Raw genomic sequence first — 19,597 nt, forward strand, 5'->3', positions numbered from 1 at the left:
AATCAATAGTTTCCACCGATGGCTGCGATTACTCCGGCACGATCCAACTGACGGTGGCGTGGCCTGTACCCGCTGGCACCAGCGTTTTGTGCAGCCACGGCAGCACGTTGTTCATCTGCGCTTCGAGCTTCCACGGCGGGTTGATCACAATCATCCCGGAGGCGGTCATGCCGCGCTGATCGCTGTCCGGACGTACCGCCAGCTCAATCTGCAGGATTTTGCGGATGCCGGTCGCTTCCAGGTCTTTGATCATGCGTTTGATTTGCGCGCGCAGCACCACCGGGTACCACAGGGCGTATGTCCCGGTAGCGAAGCGTTTGTAGCCTTCATGGATGCCTGTCACCACCGCCTGATAGTCGGTTTTGATTTCGTACGGCGGGTCGATCAGCACCAGGCCGCGACGGGAAACCGGCGGCAGCTTGGCTTTCAGCTGCTGGTAGCCGTCGGATTTTTCCACGCGGGCGCGGCTGTCTTTCTGGAATTCAGAACGCAGCAGCGGGAAGTCGCTCGGATGCAGCTCGGTCAGCTGGAGGCTGTCCTGCTCGCGCAGCAGCTGGCGGGCAATCAGCGGTGATCCCGGGTAGTAGCGCAGCTGGCCGTTGCGGTTGAAGTGATTCACCACGCCGATGTACGGCTCCAGCTCGGCAGGCAGGTCGTCCTGCTGCCAGATGCGGGCGATCCCTTCCAGATATTCACCGGTACGCTCGGCATGCTCGCCGCTCAGCTGATAACGGCCAGCGCCCGCGTGCGTGTCCAGATAGAGAAACGGCTTCTCTTTCTCTTTGAGCGATTCGATGATCAGGCTCTGAACGGTGTGTTTAAGGACGTCGGCGTGGTTGCCAGCGTGGAAGCTGTGGCGATAACTGAGCATGGGTAATGATATTCCGCTGAATTGACGATTTGCCACAGTTTACAGCAGAACGGCGCAGATTACCCGTAGGCCCGGTAAGCGCAGCGCCACCGGGCTCTTTTCCGCCACGTCTGGCATTGAAATCCTCTACACTTAACCCCATTCTAGATCGCATATGCACAGCGCCGGATGCGCGCTTCATTCACCTATTTCAACAGGACAGCGTTTATGACCAATCCATTACTGACGCCTTTTTCGTTGCCGCCGTTTTCTAAAATCCTCCCTGAGCATGTGGTTCCAGCCGTTACGCAATCGCTGGACAACTGCCGCGCGGCGGTAGAAAGCGTGGTAGCGCAGGGCGCGCCGTACACCTGGGAAAATCTGTGTCAGCCGCTGGCCGAAGTGGACGACGTGCTGGGGCGTATCTTCTCCCCGGTGAGCCACCTGAACTCGGTAAAAAACAGCCCGGAGCTGCGCGAAGCCTACGAACAGACCCTGCCGCTGCTCTCTGAGTACAGCACCTGGGTCGGCCAGCACGAAGGGCTCTACAAAGCCTACCGCGACCTGCGCGACGGCGACCATTATGCCGAACTGAACACGGCGCAGAAAAAATCGGTCGATAACGCCCTGCGTGATTTTGAGCTGTCCGGGATTGGCCTGCCAAAAGAGAAGCAGACCCGCTACGGTGAAATTGCCGCGCGCCTGTCCGAGCTGGGCAACCAGTACAGCAACAACGTGCTCGACGCCACCATGGGCTGGACGAAGCTGATTACCGACGAAGCTATGCTTTCCGGCATGCCGGAAAGCGCCCTGGCGGCGGCAAAAGCCCAGGCCGAGGCGAAAGAGCAGGACGGCTTCCTGCTAACGCTGGATATCCCGAGCTATCTGCCGGTGATGACCTACTGCGACAACCAGGCGCTTCGCGAAGAGATGTACCGCGCCTACAGCACCCGCGCCTCCGATCAGGGGCCGAATGCCGGTAAATGGGACAACAGCCCGGTGATGGCGGAAATCCTCGCCCTGCGCCACGAGCTGGCCCAGCTGCTGGGCTTTGAGAACTACGCCGACAAATCTCTCGCCACCAAAATGGCGGAAAATCCGCAGCAGGTGCTCGACTTCCTGACCGATCTGGCGAAACGCGCCCGTCCGCAGGGTGAGAAAGAGCTGGCCCAGCTCCGCGCCTTCGCGAAAGCGGAGTTTGGCGTGGACGAGCTGCTGCCGTGGGATATTGCTTACTACAGCGAAAAACAGAAGCAGCATCTCTACAGCATCAGCGACGAGCAGCTGCGCCCGTACTTCCCGGAAAACAAAGCCGTTAACGGCCTGTTTGAAGTGGTAAAGCGCATCTATGGCATCACCGCCAAAGAGCGTACCGATATCGACGTCTGGCATCCGGACGTGCGCTTCTTCGAGCTGTATGACGAGAAAAACGAACTGCGCGGCAGCTTCTACCTCGATCTCTACGCGCGTGAGAACAAGCGCGGCGGGGCGTGGATGGACGACTGCGTGGGCCAGATGCGTAAAGCCGACGGTTCTCTGCAGAAGCCGGTCGCCTACCTGACCTGTAACTTTAACCGTCCGGTGAACGGCAAACCTGCGCTCTTTACTCACGATGAAGTGATCACCCTGTTCCACGAGTTCGGTCACGGTCTGCACCATATGCTGACCCGCATCGAAACCGCAGGCGTGGCCGGTATCAGCGGGGTGCCGTGGGATGCAGTCGAGCTGCCGAGCCAGTTTATGGAAAACTGGTGCTGGGAGCCGGACGCGCTGGCGTTTATCTCCGGTCACTATGAGACCGGCGAACCGCTGCCGAAGGAGCTGCTGGATAAAATGCTGGCGGCGAAGAACTACCAGGCGGCGATGTTCATCCTGCGTCAGCTGGAGTTCGGCCTGTTCGACTTCCGCCTGCACGCCGAGTTCAGTCCGGAGCAGGGCGCAAAAATCCTGGAAACCCTGGCCGAGATTAAAAAGCAGGTCGCCGTGATCCCAGGGCCAACCTGGGGCCGCTTCCCGCATGCGTTCAGCCATATCTTTGCAGGCGGCTACGCGGCGGGTTACTACAGCTACCTGTGGGCCGACGTGCTGGCGGCGGATGCCTTCTCTCGCTTCGAAGAAGAGGGGATCTTCAACCGCGAAACCGGCCAGTCGTTCCTCGACAACATCCTGACCCGCGGCGGTTCCGAAGAGCCAATGGTGCTGTTCAAACGCTTCCGCGGCCGCGAGCCGCAGCTGGATGCGATGCTTGAGCATTACGGGATCAAAGGCTGATTGTTACGTGAAGATCTGCTTAGTGGATGAAACAGGCGCCGGAGACGGCGCCTTATCTGTTCTGGCCGCCCGCTGGGGGCTGGAGCACGATGATGAAAACCCGATGGCGCTGGTGATGACCACAGCACATCTTGAATTACGCAAGCGCGACGAACCGAAGCTCGGCGGGATTTTTGTCGATTTTGTCGGCGGGGCGATGGCTCACCGGCGCAAGTTCGGCGGCGGTCGCGGCGAAGCGGTGGCTAAAGCGGTTGGGATTAAAGGAAGCTACCTCCCGGACGTGGTCGATGCCACGGCGGGGCTGGGGCGTGATGCCTTTGTGCTGGCGTCTGTCGGCTGTCGGGTGCGGATGCTGGAACGTAACCCGGTGGTGGCGGCCCTGCTCGACGACGGTCTGAGCCGTGGCTACGCGGATCCGGAAATCGGCCCGTGGTTGCAGGAGCGTTTGCAGCTGATTCATGCCTCGAGCCTGACGGCACTGACCGATATCACCCCGCGCCCGCAGGTGGTCTATCTCGACCCGATGTTCCCGCACAAGCAGAAAAGCGCGCTGGTGAAGAAAGAGATGCGGGTGTTTCAGTCTCTGGTGGGGCCTGATTTGGATGCGGATGGTCTGCTGGAGCCGGCTCGTCAGCTGGCGACGAAGCGGGTGGTGGTGAAGCGCCCGGACTATGCGCCGCCGCTGGCGGACGTTGCGACCACTAACGCGGTGACCACTAAAGGGCACCGGTTTGATATCTACTCAGGCACGCCGGAATAAAAAAAGCCGGGTGGCGGCTTCGCCTTACCCGGCCTACGTCCTCGATCTATCCCCTCTCCCTGTGGGAGAGGGTTAGGGTGAGGGGAATTTAACGCACTTACTCGTCTTCTTCGTCACGCAGTGGAACAATCAGCATATCCACATGAACGGTGTTAATCAGCTGGCGCGCGGAAGACATCAGCTTGCTCCAGAAGTCCTGATGGTGACCGCACACCACCAGGTCCATGTCATATTTCTTGATCGCATCAACCAGTACCTGGCCCAGGTCGCCGCTGCCGCTCAGGGTTTCGGTAATCGGATAGCCTGCGTTGGTGGACAGTTCGCTCAGGGCGTGGTGTGTCTCTTCGGAGATGCGCTTTTGCATATCGCCAAGATTGACGTCGATCAGACCGGTGTAGAGGTCGGAGTAATTCACATCAACGTGAATCAGCGAAACTTTCGCGTTGTAGGGACGTGCCATGGATACCGCTTTATCAACCAGCACTTTGCTCTCCGGGGAGAGGTCTACCGCGATGAGAATGTGTTTGTAAGCCATAGTGTTACTCCTTCCTTAAGTTATCGATGACTAAATGGGAAAGCCGTCGTCTGATGCTTTCATTACGGCCCAGTTAAACATATTTTTCAAGCTTTGGTGTTGATAACGATTAACCTTGTGGCAAAAAAATTAACGGATCTCCTACACTATTAAATGAGCCGTTCGGATATTAAAACGCGAACCGGATCGACTTTTGGTCATTCTTTCACTGAACTGTCTGTCAGGGCATTGGGGTGCGGTAGCTCAGAAGCCTTGCTTCGTGGGCGGACGCCGGGGAGGATGTATGATTAGCACCGTCGCATTGTTTTGGGCGTTATGCGTAGTTTGCATAGTGAATATGGCGCGCTACTTCTCATCGTTACGTGCGCTGTTAGTGGTACTTCGTGGTTGCGATCCGTTGCTTTATCAGTATGTGGACGGTGGAGGGTTCTTCACCTCGCATGGGCAGCCCAGCAAACAGATGCGTCTGGTGGGATATATCTACTATCAGCGCTACCGCGATCATCACGATGAAGAGTTTATCCGTCGCTGCGAGCGCCTGCGTCGTCAGTTCATTTTAACCAGCGCCCTGTGTGGCCTGGTCGTGGTCAGCATGATTGCATTGATGATTTGGCACTGAGCATCACAGCAGGCGGGGTCAGCCCCGCCTTCTTTCCTCTGGCTCAGGGCTTAACCGTGAACCGGAGATCGGAGATATCGCTCTCAATCGAAATAACCTTCCCGCTATAGGCGATATTAACGTCTCCGTTTGTATCAATGCTGGCCGCAGTGATTGTACCCGTACCTTCAATGACAGGATGCTTCATTGCCAACTGATGGATAATGTCGATGTCTTTCCCTGTTATCTTTTCCGAGAGATAGTAACGGTAGATTGTCGGTACGGTGGCGCCACCCTGATTGTTCACGGTCATATAGAGCCAGACGCTGTCAGATAATTTATAAACGCGTTGAAGTGCATCGTTATTTCGCTGATTAGGCTGGTGGTTTAGCCACACAAATCCAATGACCAGAGCCAGAAGCGAAACCGTAACAAGGCGATGAATCCATTTAGTAGCCGTTTTGAATGGCATAGTCTTTTCCGTCATGGGGGGAACTGAGAATATTCGCGGGGATAATAGTTATTTGTGCAGTAAAAATCTGAACAGATAGTGTTCAGATTTTCCTAATCACAGCAATGGATTAAGTAACACAACAGCCATAAAAAAAGCGGGTCAGTTTCCTGACCCGCTTTTTTGTCGCCTTCAACCGATTAAATCAGCTTCAGCGAAATCCAGTACAGCCCGCCAGACAGCAGGATGGATGCCGGAAGGGTGAATACCCAGGCCATCAGAATGTTGGTCACGGTTTTGCGCTGCAGGCCGCCACCGTCAACAATCATGGTACCTGCCACGGACGAAGAGAGTACGTGGGTGGTGGATACCGGCATACCGGTGTAGCTCGCCAGACCGATAGATACCGCCGCCGTCATCTGCGCGGACATACCCTGCGCATAGGTCATGCCTTTCTTACCAATCTTCTCGCCGATGGTGGTCGCCACACGGCGCCAGCCAATCATCGTACCGATACCGAGCGCCAGTGCGACCGCCATGATGATCCAGATTGGCGCGTACTCAATGGTGTTGAGCATATCGCCTTTCAGTTTCTTCAGGAGACGCTGGTCGTCAGCATTCACGTCAGGGAGCTTCGCCACTTTATCCGTCACATCAGAGATGCACAGCATAATGCGACGCAGCTGACCACGCTGCTCAACGGTCAGTTTGTCATAACTTTCGATATTGCCCAGCATGCCTTTGGCACGTTCCAGCGCGTTAATCGCGTTTGCCGGATGGCAATGGAACTCACCTGGTGCAGTCGTGGCCCCGGCTTCCGGAGACGGAATCAGCTGGTCAACGCCGGTCGCTTTTTTCAGCAGCTCAGGGTGCTGCTGGAAATAGGTTTCAACGTTGTTGACCGCATCACGGGTCCGGGTGATTTCGTAGCCGGAGGCATTCATGTTAACCACGAAGCCTGCCGGAGCAACGCCAATCAGTACCAGCATCACCAGACCAATGCCTTTCTGACCATCGTTCGCGCCGTGTGAGAAAGCCACGCCGATAGCGGAAATGATCAGGGCGATACGCGTCCAGAATGGCGGCTTTTTCTTGCCGTCTTTCTTTTCACGCTCTGCTGGCGTCAGGTGAATACGGGAGCGTTTTTTGGTATTGCTCCAGTAACGACGCAGGATGAAGATCAGCCCGCCTGCCACCACCAGACCCACGATAGGGGAGACGATGAGTGAGGCGAAGATCCCCAGTACTTTCGGGATATTTAACGCATCAACAACCGATGTACCGGTCATGAGGGCGTTGGTTAACCCGATACCGATAATCGCGCCGATGAGGGTGTGAGAACTGGATGCAGGCAGGCCGAAATACCAGGTACCGAGGTTCCAGATAATTGCAGCAAGCAGCATTGAGAACACCATAGCGAGGCCATGGCCAGAACTTACGTTAAGCAGCAGATCCGTTGGCAGCATATGCACAATCGCATACGCAACGCTCAGTCCGCCCAGGAGGACACCAAAAAAGTTAAATACCGCCGCCATAACAACCGCAAGCTGCGATCGCATTGCGCGAGTGTAGATAACCGTCGCTACTGCGTTTGCAGTGTCGTGGAAGCCGTTGATCGCTTCGTAAAACAGTACAAAAACCAGAGCAAGCAATAGTAAAAGCCCGGTATGTAAATCCAGGCCGGCAAACAAATGTAGCATAGGACGTTACGCCATTTTGAGGACATGAACGCGGCGCATTATCCAGGACAAATGCGCAACGGGCAAAGTGAAATATAGACTTTTTTTGACATACCACCTGATTTGAGAAAAGTGCCTGAAAGGATATTCTTTAAATTTCAAGGGAATGGCTTTGTAATATCTTTTTACGCTGGTGTGACCACAGAGGAAACTTTACAATCCGCGGCAGTTAACAATGAGGGTTTTGACGTGGAAAGGTTTGATGCCGTGGTAATTGGCGCCGGTGCGGCGGGTATGTTTTGTGCGGCGATGGCCGGACAGGCGGGTCGTCGCGTGCTGCTGCTGGATAACGGTAAAAAGCCAGGCCGTAAGATCCTGATGTCCGGCGGCGGGCGCTGCAACTTTACTAACCTGTATGTTGAACCCGCGGCCTATTTGAGCCAAAACCGTCATTTTTGTAAATCTGCGCTGGCGCGTTATACCCAGTGGGATTTTATCGACCTGGTCGGTAAGCACGGTATCGCATGGCATGAGAAGACGCTGGGCCAGCTGTTCTGCGACGACTCCGCGCAGCAGATTGTCGATATGCTGGTGGCCGAGTGCGAGAAGGGCGGCGTCGTCATGCGCCTGCGTACCGAGGTGCTGGAAGTCACCCGCGACGACCAGGGCTATACGCTACAGCTCAACGGTGAAACCGTCAGCGCCGATAATCTGGTGATCGCCAGCGGCGGCCTGTCCATGCCGGGTCTGGGCGCTTCCCCGTTTGGCTATAAGATTGCCGAACAGTTTGGCCTGAAAGTCTTGCCCACGCGCGCCGGGCTAGTGCCGTTCACGCTGCATAAACCGCTTCTCGAACAGCTTCAGACGCTGTCTGGCGTGTCTGTTCCCTCCGTCATTACCGCCGAAGACGGGACGGTGTTCCGTGAAAATCTGCTCTTTACCCATCGCGGCCTCTCCGGCCCCGCGGTACTGCAAATCTCCAGCTACTGGCAGCCGGGGGAGTTTGTCACGGTTAACCTGCTCCCGGACTGCGATCTCGACGCGTTCCTTAACGAGCAGCGTACCGCGCACCCGAATCAGAGCCTGAAAAACACGCTGGCAATGCAGCTGCCGAAGCGTCTGGTGGAATGTTTGCAGGTGCTGGGGCAGATCCCCGACGTGTCGCTCAAGCAGCTCAACAGCCGCGAGCAGGAGGTGCTGGTAGAGACCCTGACAAACTGGCGCGTGCAGCCAAACGGCACGGAAGGCTACCGTACGGCGGAAGTGACCCTGGGCGGGGTCGATACGAATGAGCTCTCTTCCCGCACCATGGAAGCGCGCAACGTGCCGGGGCTCTATTTTATTGGCGAAGTGATGGATGTGACCGGCTGGCTCGGCGGCTACAACTTCCAGTGGGCATGGGCAAGTGCCTGGGCGTGTGCTCAGGCGCTGGCAGAAGACAAGTGACATCAACGCGCTGCCACTCGTCGCGGTTGGCTTTACGGGCTGACGGTGGTGACGTCCGTCACGGCCAGAATATTGCTCGCGGCCACGGTCCCCATCCTGATATATGACGCTGCGGTAACGCCGCCAATATGCGGTGAAATGACCACGTTTTCTACGGATTGCCAGAGGTGCGGCGCCGTCAGCGGCTCGTGGGGAAAGCTGTCCAGCGCTGCGCTGTGCAGCGTGCCATCCCGGAGCGCCGCCAGTAATGATTCACTGTGGATCAGTCCACCGCGTGCCGTATTGACCAGAATAGCGTTCCGCTTGCAGTGTGCAAGCGTCTGGCTATTGATCATCCCCCGGTTCTCATCGGTTAGCGGACAGTGCAAAGAGATAACATCGGAACGGGAAAGAAGCCCGGTCAGCGTTTCTGCGCGTTCGCACAGGGCAGGCATGGACTTAGCATAGGGATCGTAAGCCAGCACCTTCATGCCGAAGGCGTGACCAATATTTGCCACGCGCGAGCCGATAGCGCCCAATCCGATTAGCCCCAGCGTCAATCCCTCCAGCTCAATGGATTTATGCGTCGCCTTATCCCAGTGCCCGTCCCGCAGCCGCTTGTCCAGAGGCACCACGGACTTTGCGCAGGCGAGGATCAGCGCCCAGGTATGTTCAGCCACTGCCGCTGCGTTTGCGCCTGGTGCAGCACGGACGGCGATATTGCGCCCGGCCGCTGCCGTCTGGTCTATCACATCGATCCCGCTTCCGTGCTTGGAAATAACCTGCAGAGCCGGGGCGGCATCCATCACTTTCGCGGTGATCCGGCCATAACGAACCAGAATCGCCACGGGATTGTGTTGTTCACACAGCGCGATCAGGTCATCTTCTGTGGGCTGGCGGCCTGCAAACACCACCTCAAAGCCCTGCAACATCACCATGGCCTGCTCCGCCAGGTCGCTTCCGGTAACCAGAATTACGTCTTTGCCCCCCATCACAGCGTCTCCCCGTCAGCTAACATGCCTGCCTTACGAAGCGCGTCATCAAGCCAGTGTGGACGTAAATCACCTTCACGGATGGCGGCAAGACGCCGGGTCTCCATCTCCAGCTTTTCTTTTGCCAGCGCGATGACCTGCTGAACCTCATCGCGCGGGATGACGACCACGCCGTCGATATCCGCGACAACCAGATCCCCGGCCTGAACCGTCGCCCCAGCGACTGAAATGGGATGATTAACCCGGCCAGAAATTAACTTTGTCGGGCCGCAGGGATTCAGACCGGCAGAAAAGACAGGGTAGTGGCCTTTGCTCAGGGAATCGGCGTCACGTACAGCGCCGTCAATAATGATGCCCGCAATGCCGCTCGCCTGAGCCTGAGTGGCCATTATTTCGCCCAGCAGCGCGCAGCTCAGGTCGCCTTTGCCATCGACGACCAGGACATCGCCGGGTTGCGCCACCGCCATCGCGGCATGAATCGCCAGATTATCACCCGGACGGACTTCCACGGTGATGGCCGGACCCGCAACGGACATGTGTGGGGCCAGCGGTTTGATGCGGCCATGAAGCGTACCGCGGCGACCGGCCACGTCGGCCAGAATGGCTGCCTGATACTCGGCAGCCCGGTGAACGTCCTCGGCAGAAACGCGTTCGAACTGGCGATTAATCGGTTTTTTTTCAGAAACGGACATGAATGCCTCCATATTGTTTTACTTGGTACAATGTAGGTGTACAGTACAAAACAACTATAGCGGTGTTGCTTTCCTTTTAGCCAGACCCGAGGTGGCGTTTGTGATGTAAACACGAAGTGACTCACAAAATTTGAGGTACACTCACTGCCGGGCTAACAAGGAGATAATGATGGGGAATGAAGGCGTTGTAGCGGTTGAAAAAGCGCTGGCTTTACTGGATTGCTTCCGTCCTGGAGATGAGAGCCTGACGCTGACCGCGCTGGCACAGCTGTCGGGTTATCACAAAACCACGGTTTACCGCTTGATGAATTCTCTTGAACGGATGAATTACGTCGTCAGGCATGAAGACGGCAATTATGCGCTTGGCCCACGTCTGCTTTACCTCGGCAAGCTGTATGAACAATCTTTCCATCTTTCCCGGGTGGTTCAGCCAGAGCTTCAGGCGCTCTCTCTGGCGTCTCAGGAGAGTGCCAGCTGGTATGTGCTGGAGGGCGGGCAGCGCCTTTGCCTGTTTCGCGCTGAAGCGTCGCACGGCCTGCGACACAGCAATCTTCCCGGCAGCCAGTTCCCGCTCGATAATTCGGCCATCAGTAAGGTATTGCGCCATTGGGGGCTCAATGAGAGCCTGACAGAGGGAGACGCTGAACTCCCTTTCTACACGTCAGGCGCACGCGATCCCCACACCGCGGCGTTTGCGATGCCCGTCTTCGGCGTTCACGACAAGCTGGTTGCGGCGTTAGCCCTGACCGGCCCCATCTCACGGCTGACGGAAGATCGTCGTGAGAAGGAGATAGGGCCTTTGATGAAGGCGGCGGCCAGCCGTCTGTCGCAGAAAATGGGAGCCAGTAAGCCCTTCTGTCAGCAGTTCTTTGGTGAAACGAGCGACGCGGCGGAAGAAAATCTTTAATCGCAGAAGCGGGACGCGTGTCCCGCTTCTGTCATCATTAATGCGTGACCTGTTTTTCGTGTAGCTGAGCGTTGCGGGCCTGCCGTCCCATAATGAGCACCGCGATACCCCCGGCCAGGCACAGCGCGGCCAGCGGAAGCATAGCCAGCGTGTAGCTGCCCGTCCGCTCGCTGATCATGCCGTAGGCATTTACCATGACCGCCCCGCCAATCAGATTCGCGATGGCGCCAATCGCGGCCAGCCCCGCCGCCGCCGAGGAGCTGCTCATCCAGCCGGATGCCAGCGCCCAGAAAGGCCCTTTCATAGAATACGCGCCTGTCAGGATAATGCTCAGGATCACGATAGTGGCAAAGAGCGAGACGCTTACAAAGGCAGCGAACACGCCGGCGGCAATCATGAACAGCGTCAGCGCGGTATGCCAGCGGCGTTCGTTGGTGCGATCGGAGTGTCGTCCCCAGACAATCATCAGAACCGATGCCAGACCGTAAGGGATGGCGTTAAACAGACCTGTCTCAAGATTATCGAGATGGAAGGATTTCAGCAGCTGAGGGGACCAGACGCTGATGGTAGTGCCCGCGGAGGATGCGCCCGCGTAAATCAGCGCCATCAGCCAGATTTGGCGATGCTTCAGCAGCTGCCACGTCGTCTGGTGTCCGATGTTCTTTTGCTGGCTCCGCTCGGTCTCAAGCGTGGTTCCCAGCCATTTTTTCTGTTCATCACTGAGCCATTTCGCCTGATGAGGGCGATCCCGGAGAATAAACCAGGCCGCAATACCCAGCAGTACCGCAGGTAAGCCTTCAATAATGAACAGCAGATGCCAGCCGCGAAGACCCAGCCAGCCATCGAGCGACAGTATCAACCCGGAAAGCGGGGAGCCGATGAAGTTAGCGAGCGGGATGGCGACCATAAAGGACGCAATAATGCGCGCGCGGTAGCGGGAAGGGATCCACCAGGTCAGATACAGCACAACGCCCGGGAAGAAGCCCGCCTCTGCGGCACCGAGAAGAAAGCGGACGATATAGAGCGAGGTGGTATTTTGAACCAGCGCCATGCCCATGGAGACAATGCCCCAGCTGATCATAATGCGCGGGATCCACAGCCGGGCGCCGACTTTCTGCATGGCCAGGTTACTGGGTACCTCAAACAAAAAATAGGCCACGAAGTAAAGGCTGCTGGCGAAGCCAAACGCCGCTTTGCTGAGGCCAAGGTCCTCATTCATCTGCAGCGAAGCCATGCCGATATTCCCGCGATCGATAATCGAGACCAGGTAACTGACAATCAGAAACGGGAGAATACGCCAGATCACCTTCCGCATCGTCTCTCTTTCTATATCCTCGGTGGCGGTCGCGCCGTTACGTAAATGTTCTGTCATTGTATCCTCGCAGGGTGTGTTCTTTGTTTTATTAGGTACAACTTAGTTTTATTAAACAAAACCACTATAGCGACGGCGCGTTCTTTTTATCCAGTTAATGGAAGGTTTAAATGGTGTAAATAAGAGGTGACTCACAGATAGTGCGCTCTGGATATCGCTTACAGCTGCTGACCAACCGCAAACAGGACGGGCTGGTAGGGAAATAATCACGCAACGCAATTATTGCACCAACTTTTCGGCTCCGTTCAACTAAGCTTCGACCAGATGCCCCGCCGCGTTAGTGGGGCCATATTCCTTTTGGTCGAGCACGCATCATGCAGCTTCTCAGTATTATTATTTTACTTACCCTAACCGTGGTGATTCATTCGCTGTGGATGTTTGGCGTTTTAAAATTCATCACATTAGAAGTCGATTCTGCGGTACGCATTGTTTTACGCAATGTCGGTATCGTGATCTCCATGATCTTCGCCCATCTCCTGGAAGCCGGGCTGTTTGCTGCGTTTTATTTTGTCATCGACGCGTTTAATGACTGGAACACCAGCTTCTACTTTTCGCTGGTGAGCTATGCGACGGTAGGGTACGGCGACGTCACGTTACCTCAGCACTGGCGGCTCATCGGTGGGGTGGAAGGGCTGGTGGGCGCGTTGATGGTAGGCTGGTCTGTGGCGGTTCTGGTGGCGGTGCTGCAGCGTTTGCGCGGCATGAGCGCTTAAACGGCAGATGCACGATCCCCGTCTGGTAAGGTAAAGTACTCCTCCTTGCGCGGCCAGATGGCTGCGATTTTGAGGGCGAAGAGGCTGATTAACGGCCCGCCCTTTTCTGTTCCTGGTTTACGCCAGTTTGCATGGTTCTGTGTTTTGTCTGCCAAAAGGGTTTTGTATGTCTGCTGCTCATCTCGGTTTCCCGACGGAAACCGTTGTTGTCTTTGTGGTGATGGCCGTTGGGGCGATGTTTATCGACCTCTTTATGCACCGTCACGACAAACCGATCTCGCTGAAAAGCGCCGCAATGTGGTCCATCTTCTGGGTCATGATGGCGATGGCCTTCGCCGGGTTCCTGTACGTTCACCACGGCGCCGAGATGGCGAGCCTGTTCCTTACCGGCTATGCGCTGGAAGAGGTGCTCTCCGTCGATAACCTGTTTGTGATGATGGCGATCTTCGCCTGGTTCGGCGTGCCGGATAAGTACCGTCACCGCGTGCTCTACTGGGGCGTGCTGGGGGCGATTGTCTTCCGCGGTATTTTCGTGGCTATCGGCACCAGCCTGTTAAGCCTGGGGCCGTACGTTGAGGTGATTTTCGCGCTGGTCGTTGGCTGGACGGCGGTGATGATGCTCAGACGTAATGAAGAGAGCGACGAAGTGGAAGATTACTCGGGTCATCTCGCCTATCGCCTGGTGAAGCGCTTCTATCCGGTCTGGCCGAAAATCAGCAGCAATGCCTTTATTCTGACGCAGAAAGAGGTGGATGCGGAGCTGGAGAAGCCGGAAAACCAGGACGTGATGGTCGGCCGCGTGAAGAAGGCGAAGCGCTATGCGACACCGCTGTTGCTTTGCGTGGCCGTCGTTGAGCTCTCTGACGTGATGTTCGCGTTTGACTCCGTGCCGGCCATTATTGCCGTGAGCCGCGAACCGCTGATTATCTACAGCGCCATGATGTTCGCCATTCTTGGCCTGCGTACGCTCTACTTCGTGCTGGAAGCGCTGAAGCAGTACCTGGTACACCTCGAGAAAGCCGTGGTGCTGCTGCTGTTCTTCGTGGCGTTCAAGCTGGGGTTAAATGCCACCGACCACTTCTGGCATCATGGTTACAGCATTGGCGCGACGGCCAGCCTGTTTGTGGTACTAGGCGTGCTGGCGCTGGGGATTATTGCGAGCGTGATGTTCCCGGGAAAACGTGAGGCCTGATGTACCGCTTTTCTCCCTCTCCCTCTCCCTGTGGGAGAGGGCCGGGGTGAGGGCACCAGAGCGCACCTAACCCTTAATCGGTGAATTCCGGCGCTTGCGCGGCGGGTGGAAGTGCCGCCAGTGCGGATCCTGCGCCGCCGCCAGCAGCTCGTGGTCGCCGCGGGTGTCTCCCCAGGCGCGCAGGTGATAGGCGTTCAGATCGCCATACACTTTTTCAAGCCTTGCCACCTTCTGGGCGCAGCGGCAGTTGTGGCCCGTGATGCGCCCTGTCAGCTTGCCATCTTTCACTTCCAGCTGCGTGCCAATCAGCTTAATGCCCAGTTTGTCAGCCCACGGCTGAAGCACCAGCGCCGGAGAGGCGGAACAGATGGTCACCTCCGCACCGGAATTCACCTCAGCCGCCACCGCCAGAACCCCTTCGGGACGCATCAGCTTGTTCCAGTATTTTTCGCAAAAGGCTTCCGCCTGCTGGCGCAACCAGTGTTCATCCACGCCCGTCAGGAACGTTTTGATCAGCACTTCCTTTAGCTCATCGCGCGTCAGCTTACGACGCACGCAGTGGAGCGTGGGCAGCGCCATACGCACCAGACGACCCGCGAAGTAACGTTTCCCGAAGGCAAAGCGCAGGAAAGGAATAAAGCTGTCGTGGTGCGTTAATGTCCCATCAAAGTCAAAGACAGAGAGCACGCTGGATTTCGCCACCGTCTCGTCGGCAATCATATTGGTCATAAATACGTCTTAGCTGAAATACACATTCTGTGGATCAGTTTACCTGCTTTACCAGGACAGTCCTTACATCACCACCATTTTTTCTCGATCTTGCGATCTCAAAGTGAGTCCATTTTTGGCCTCGATAAGAATTGGTGAAAAAACGATCTGTCTATATTATCGCCACATCGCACGATATTTAGGGGAACCCTTTGGCCCCCACAGGGAAGGAAAAACTCACTCACTACCTCTTTCTTGATATGACTCTTAGATCGCTTATTTCAATCCTCACGTTAAGTTTTGCTTCGTTTTCTGCAATGAGTTTTCAACTTCCCGCGTCGATGTTATCGATGAACCATGAACTGGCAGTATCGCCAGCGAAATCTGCCCTGAAGCATCAGGCAACGGATCCGCTGCGCTCGCGTATTCTCGATCCATACCAGAAAGGGGAAATCACCCGGTAACCGCGGGGCGGAATCACGCATTGCGGCGCGCAGATTGCTCCATTCCGCCCGACGTGTTGCGGCAAGTGATGCCTGACAACATTAAATAATGTCATCCACGACGCCGCCGTCGACGCGTAACGCCGCGCCGGAGGTGGCGGAGGCCTGTGGCGAACAGACATAAATCACCATATTGGCCACCTCTTCAACCGTGGCCGCGCGCTGGATCACCGAGCTGGGGCGGTTGGCCATCACAAACTCTTTCGCCAGCTGCTCCAGCGATTTGCCGGTTTTTTCGATTTCATCTTTCATCATCTCTGCAAAACCGTCCGACATCGTCGGGCCTGGCAGTACGCTGTTGACCGTCACGCCGCTCCCTGCCACGAACTTCGCCAGCCCGCGCGCCAGCGAGAGCTGTGCCGTTTTGGTCACGCCGTAGTGGATCATATCCGCCGGGATATTGCAGGCCGACTCGGAGGAGATAAACACCACGCGTCCCCAGCCTTTCTGCACCATGCCCGGCAGCAGGGCGCGGGACAGACGCACGCCGGACATCACGTTGGTCTGCCAGTAACGCTCCCAGGTTTCATCGTCGGTGGCATAGAAATCCTGCGGGCCGTAAATCCCGGCGTTGTTAACCAGAATATCGACGTTATTCGCCACCTTCAGCAGCGACTCGACCCCTTCCGCCGTGCTGAGATCGGCAATCGCGGCGCGCACCTGTACGCCCGGCACCACCTGCTGCAGCTGCTGAATGCCTTTGTTCACCGATTCCGTGCTGCGGCCATTGACGATCACCTCGGCACCGCTTTCTGCCAGCCCTCTGGCAATGGCGAACCCGATCCCGCCGGTTGAGGCGGTCACCAGCGCCACTTTCCCCGTAAAGTCGATTTTCATCATCAGCTCCTTATCGTTTTAACGTTCGGACCTTAAAGCGTAGCAGGTGAGGATGACGGCTCCTGGCTAAAAAGGCGCAGCAGCGTCTCCACCTGCTCGTCAAGCGGGGCGAGGGAGCGCTTAACAATCAGGTGAAGCGGCGTTGCTCTGCGCGCACCGTGGCTCAGCGGCAGGCGTTTCAGGACGCCTTGATCCAGCTGGGTCTGGATGCGTTCCTCTGGCAGCCAGCCGTAGCCGACCTGAGAGAGGACGGCCTCTATGGCGGCATCGATGGTGGAGAAGGTCCACGACTCACCGGCCGCGCGCGCGGCGGGCTGGCTGTCCGCAATCTGGATAAGCGGCCACGGGCGCAGCATCTCATCATTTAGCGGCGCGTCGAGGTGAAAGAGGGGATGCTGGTGATGGGCCACGGCAACAAAGTCGATATTCATCAGCCATTCGCCGAGCCCGGTAATGTCCTGGCGGCGGGTTAAGATCATCACATCGGCTTCGTCGTTAATGGCGTCGGCGCGGGTATTTTCCAGCACTTCGGTGAGACGGACCTGGGTCTGCGGATACAGCTGCTGGAACTGGCGCAGAATGGCGAACAGGCGGCGGCGCGGGAAAATGGAGTCCACCACCAGATCCAACCGCGTGCGCATCCCGTTGCGAAGGGTCGCTGCGCGCGTCTCAACATACGAAAAGGCTTTCAGCAGCGGTTTAACCTGGCTGAGAAGAAGCTCACCGGCCGGGGTTAACACCGCCCGTCGCCCCTCCGGGACCAGGAGCGCCACGCCGAGCCGCTCCTGCAGCAGCGACAGGTTATAGCTCACCGAAGACTGGCTGCGGTGGGTTTCTTCTGCGGCTTTGGCAAAGCTGCCCGCTTCCACCACTCGTTCCAGTAAGGACCATTGTTCCAGCGTCGTCTTATGCATGATTTATCTAAAATTTGGATGAATTTGATTAAAACATAGCGTTATTCATCCATTTTTTGAAGGGGTACGATCGTCTCATCAAAACAAAGGAGACATCTTATGAACACCTTCGACAAACACGACTTAAGCGGTTTCGTTGGCAAACACCTTGTTTATACCTACGACAACGGCTGGAACTACGAGATTTACGTCAAAAATGAGACGACCCTGGATTACCGTATTCACAGCGGCCTTGTGGCAAACCGTTGGGTGAAAGATCAGCAGGCTTACATCGTGCGGGTAGGGGAGAGCATCTATAAAATTTCCTGGACCGAGCCAACAGGCACCGACGTCAGCCTGATTGTGAACCTGGGCGACAAACTGTTCCACGGCACCATCTTCTTCCCGCGCTGGGTCATGAACAACCCGGAAAAAACCGTCTGCTTCCAGAACGACCATATTCCGCTGATGAATAGCTATCGCGATGCAGGGCCGGCGTATCCAACGGAAGTGATTGATGAATTTGCCACGATCACCTTTGTGCGCGACTGCGGCGCAAATAATGAAAGCGTTATCGCCTGCGCCGCCAGCGAATTGCCGAATGATTTTCCTGCTAATCTTAACTAAGCGCGACAGTTGAATGCGCGACAATTGATATTAATAGAAAGTTCCCGGAGGATGACGGAATTCCCACCCAAACCTCCGGGATTTTTATTTTGGTTGAGTATTCATTTACTTTTCTTATAATTTTAATGTAAACGAAATGAAATAGTAGAGTAATCGCTGTGAGTCCACACACAAAAAAACAAAAAAATAGTTAGAATGACTATCCTGCTGTTGTAAAACGATTTTCTATCCTATTCTATGTGCTGTTTCCCTTCCGCTCTTCGCCTGTCTTAATTTTTTCCTAAGAAAACGGCGCTACTTTTGCTTCAGTTGATGGTTTGTTGACATAACTGTTATAGCGACTTAATTTTATTTGGTCTTTATTTAATAACCATCTTGCATGATCCCATTGAGCTGCCCATTACGACAGCGCAGTAATAGATGACGCCTTTAATACAGCAAGGAAATTAATAATGAGTGATTTTCTGCCTTTTTCGCGACCGTCGATGGGCGCTGAGGAAATTGCGGCGCTTCAGGACGTTTTGATGTCGGGCTGGATCACCACGGGGCCTAAGAATCAGGAGCTTGAAGAGGCATTCTGTCAACTTACCGGGAATCAGCATGCGATTGCCGTCTGTTCAGCCACCGCGGGTATGCACGTCACGCTGATGGCGCTGGATATTGGCCCGGGCGATGAAGTCATTACCCCTTCCCAGACCTGGGTCTCCACGCTAAATATGATCGTGTTGCTGGGTGCCACACCGGTCATGATTGATGTGGACAAAGATACATTAATGGTGACGCCAGAAGCCGTTGAAGCCGCCATTACCCCGCGCACTAAAGCCATTATTCCCGTTCACTATGCCGGCGCGCCGTGTGACATCGACGCTATCCATGCCATCGGTGAACGTCACGGTATTCCGGTGATTGAAGATGCGGCCCATGCCGCCGGAACGTACTACAAGAACCGTCACGTGGGCTGGAAAGGGACGGCGATTTTTTCCTTCCACGCCATTAAAAATATGACCTGCGCGGAAGGCGGCTTAGTCGTCACGGATAATGCCCAGCTCGCACAGCGGATCCGCAGTCTGAAATTCCACGGCCTGGGCGTAGATGCCTATGACCGCCAGACGCATGGTCGTGCGCCGCAGGCGGAAGTGATCGCGCCGGGCTATAAATACAACCTGGCGGACATTAACGCCGCGCTGGCGCTGGTGCAGTTAGGTAAACTGAAAGAGGCCAATAAACGCCGCCAGGAAATCGCTGAACGCTACCTGCGGGAGCTGGCCGATACGCCGTTCCAGCCGCTCACCATTCCGTCATGGCCGCACGTGCACGCCTGGCACCTGTTTATTATTCGTGTTGATGAAGCGCGCTGTGGAATTTCCCGCGACAACCTGATGGCGGCTCTGAAAGAGAAAGGCATCGGTACCGGTCTCCATTTCCGCGCGGCGCACACCCAAAAATACTACCGCGAGCGTTTTCCTGATGTATCGCTCCCGAATTCTGAATGGAATAGCGCGCGTATTTGTTCCCTCCCTCTTTTCCCGGACATGACTCATGACGACACAACCCGTGTCATTACCGCACTCCATCAGCTTGCAGGACATTGA

19 protein-coding genes are annotated in these 19,597 nt (G+C 56.0%); 9 read left to right on the forward strand and 10 right to left on the reverse strand.

Annotated elements, in window-relative coordinates; translation table 11 throughout:
• Positions 1-28: 28 nt before the first annotated feature.
• On the reverse strand, positions 29-871 hold the full coding sequence (locus OTG14_RS20705; protein WP_023333753.1) for a 23S rRNA (adenine(2030)-N(6))-methyltransferase RlmJ: 843 nt from the start codon (positions 869-871) through the stop codon (positions 29-31).
• Between the two features lie 207 nt (positions 872-1,078).
• On the opposite strand from OTG14_RS20705, the gene prlC reads away from it, so the two are divergent.
• Together prlC and rsmJ are read left to right on the forward strand one after the other, a co-directional pair.
• Entirely contained in the window at positions 1,079-3,121 is a 2,043-nt protein-coding gene (prlC, locus tag OTG14_RS20710) for an oligopeptidase A (RefSeq protein WP_267215689.1), read from the forward strand.
• Between the two features lie 7 nt (positions 3,122-3,128).
• The gene (gene rsmJ / locus OTG14_RS20715; protein ID WP_024908847.1) at positions 3,129-3,881 is read left to right on the forward strand and encodes a 16S rRNA (guanine(1516)-N(2))-methyltransferase RsmJ; all 753 of its coding nucleotides are present in this window, start codon (positions 3,129-3,131) and stop codon (positions 3,879-3,881) included.
• A 97-nt stretch (positions 3,882-3,978) separates the two neighbouring features.
• On the opposite strand, the gene uspA is transcribed toward rsmJ, so the two are convergent.
• A complete protein-coding gene (gene uspA, locus OTG14_RS20720) occupies positions 3,979-4,416 on the reverse strand; it encodes a universal stress protein UspA (protein WP_003861223.1) in 438 nt (145 codons plus the stop codon).
• Positions 4,417-4,699: 283 nt separating this feature from the next.
• Here uspA and uspB point away from each other — a divergent pair, with 283 nt between their 5' ends.
• Positions 4,700-5,035, forward strand: coding sequence for a universal stress protein UspB (gene uspB, locus OTG14_RS20725; protein ID WP_003861224.1), 336 nt, complete (start codon positions 4,700-4,702; stop codon positions 5,033-5,035).
• 43 nt (positions 5,036-5,078) lie between these two features.
• Here uspB and OTG14_RS20730 read toward each other — a convergent pair whose 3' ends face one another.
• Positions 5,079-5,486 (reverse strand): hypothetical protein, encoded by a 408-nt coding sequence (locus OTG14_RS20730; RefSeq protein ID WP_024908848.1) that lies wholly within the window; start codon positions 5,484-5,486, stop codon positions 5,079-5,081.
• A 179-nt stretch (positions 5,487-5,665) separates the two neighbouring features.
• A complete protein-coding gene (gene pitA / locus OTG14_RS20735; protein WP_008503116.1) occupies positions 5,666-7,165 on the reverse strand; it encodes an inorganic phosphate transporter PitA in 1,500 nt (499 codons plus the stop codon).
• A 228-nt stretch (positions 7,166-7,393) separates the two neighbouring features.
• Between pitA and OTG14_RS20740 the strand changes: the two genes are divergently transcribed.
• A complete protein-coding gene (locus OTG14_RS20740) occupies positions 7,394-8,590 on the forward strand; it encodes a BaiN/RdsA family NAD(P)/FAD-dependent oxidoreductase (protein WP_267215690.1) in 1,197 nt (398 codons plus the stop codon).
• 32 nt (positions 8,591-8,622) lie between these two features.
• On the opposite strand, the gene OTG14_RS20745 is transcribed toward OTG14_RS20740, so the two are convergent.
• Positions 8,623-9,561 (reverse strand): NAD(P)-dependent oxidoreductase, encoded by a 939-nt coding sequence (locus OTG14_RS20745; RefSeq protein ID WP_267215720.1) that lies wholly within the window; start codon positions 9,559-9,561, stop codon positions 8,623-8,625.
• Complete coding sequence (locus tag OTG14_RS20750; protein ID WP_248273319.1) at positions 9,561-10,253, reverse strand: RraA family protein; 693 nt, start codon at positions 10,251-10,253, stop codon at positions 9,561-9,563. The genes OTG14_RS20745 and OTG14_RS20750 overlap by 1 nt, the downstream gene beginning before the upstream one ends.
• Before the next feature lie 169 nt (positions 10,254-10,422).
• Here OTG14_RS20750 and OTG14_RS20755 point away from each other — a divergent pair, with 169 nt between their 5' ends.
• Positions 10,423-11,160: an IclR family transcriptional regulator gene (locus OTG14_RS20755; protein ID WP_023326255.1), complete on the forward strand. Its 738-nt coding sequence runs from the start codon at positions 10,423-10,425 to the stop codon at positions 11,158-11,160.
• Between the two features lie 37 nt (positions 11,161-11,197).
• On the opposite strand, the gene OTG14_RS20760 is transcribed toward OTG14_RS20755, so the two are convergent.
• A complete protein-coding gene (locus tag OTG14_RS20760; RefSeq protein WP_267215691.1) occupies positions 11,198-12,532 on the reverse strand; it encodes an MFS transporter in 1,335 nt (444 codons plus the stop codon).
• A gap of 314 nt (positions 12,533-12,846) precedes the next feature.
• Here OTG14_RS20760 and OTG14_RS20765 point away from each other — a divergent pair, with 314 nt between their 5' ends.
• Together OTG14_RS20765 and OTG14_RS20770 are read left to right on the forward strand one after the other, a co-directional pair.
• Entirely contained in the window at positions 12,847-13,245 is a 399-nt protein-coding gene (locus tag OTG14_RS20765; protein ID WP_024908850.1) for a potassium channel family protein, read from the forward strand.
• 166 nt (positions 13,246-13,411) lie between these two features.
• Positions 13,412-14,437: a TerC/Alx family metal homeostasis membrane protein gene (locus OTG14_RS20770; protein WP_023616134.1), complete on the forward strand. Its 1,026-nt coding sequence runs from the start codon at positions 13,412-13,414 to the stop codon at positions 14,435-14,437.
• Positions 14,438-14,503: 66 nt separating this feature from the next.
• On the opposite strand, the gene OTG14_RS20775 is transcribed toward OTG14_RS20770, so the two are convergent.
• The 3 genes from OTG14_RS20775 to OTG14_RS20790 all read right to left on the reverse strand — a co-directional run bounded on the left by OTG14_RS20775 (position 14,504) and on the right by OTG14_RS20790 (position 17,399).
• Entirely contained in the window at positions 14,504-15,166 is a 663-nt protein-coding gene (locus OTG14_RS20775) for an HAD family hydrolase (protein ID WP_024908852.1), read from the reverse strand.
• Between the two features lie 524 nt (positions 15,167-15,690).
• Positions 15,691-16,485: an SDR family NAD(P)-dependent oxidoreductase gene (locus tag OTG14_RS20785; RefSeq protein WP_021242161.1), complete on the reverse strand. Its 795-nt coding sequence runs from the start codon at positions 16,483-16,485 to the stop codon at positions 15,691-15,693.
• Between the two features lie 32 nt (positions 16,486-16,517).
• Positions 16,518-17,399 carry a LysR family transcriptional regulator gene (locus OTG14_RS20790; protein WP_267215692.1) on the reverse strand — a complete coding sequence of 294 codons (882 nt, stop codon included), beginning with the start codon at positions 17,397-17,399 and terminating at the stop codon, positions 16,518-16,520.
• Between the two features lie 99 nt (positions 17,400-17,498).
• Here OTG14_RS20790 and OTG14_RS20795 point away from each other — a divergent pair, with 99 nt between their 5' ends.
• On the forward strand, positions 17,499-18,005 hold the full coding sequence (locus tag OTG14_RS20795; protein WP_024908855.1) for a phenolic acid decarboxylase: 507 nt from the start codon (positions 17,499-17,501) through the stop codon (positions 18,003-18,005).
• Between the two features lie 452 nt (positions 18,006-18,457).
• On the forward strand, positions 18,458-19,597 hold the full coding sequence (arnB, locus tag OTG14_RS20800; protein WP_267215693.1) for a UDP-4-amino-4-deoxy-L-arabinose aminotransferase: 1,140 nt from the start codon (positions 18,458-18,460) through the stop codon (positions 19,595-19,597).

Source organism: Enterobacter pseudoroggenkampii, assembly GCF_026420145.1.
Taxonomy (GTDB): Bacteria; Pseudomonadota; Gammaproteobacteria; order Enterobacterales; family Enterobacteriaceae; genus Enterobacter; species Enterobacter pseudoroggenkampii.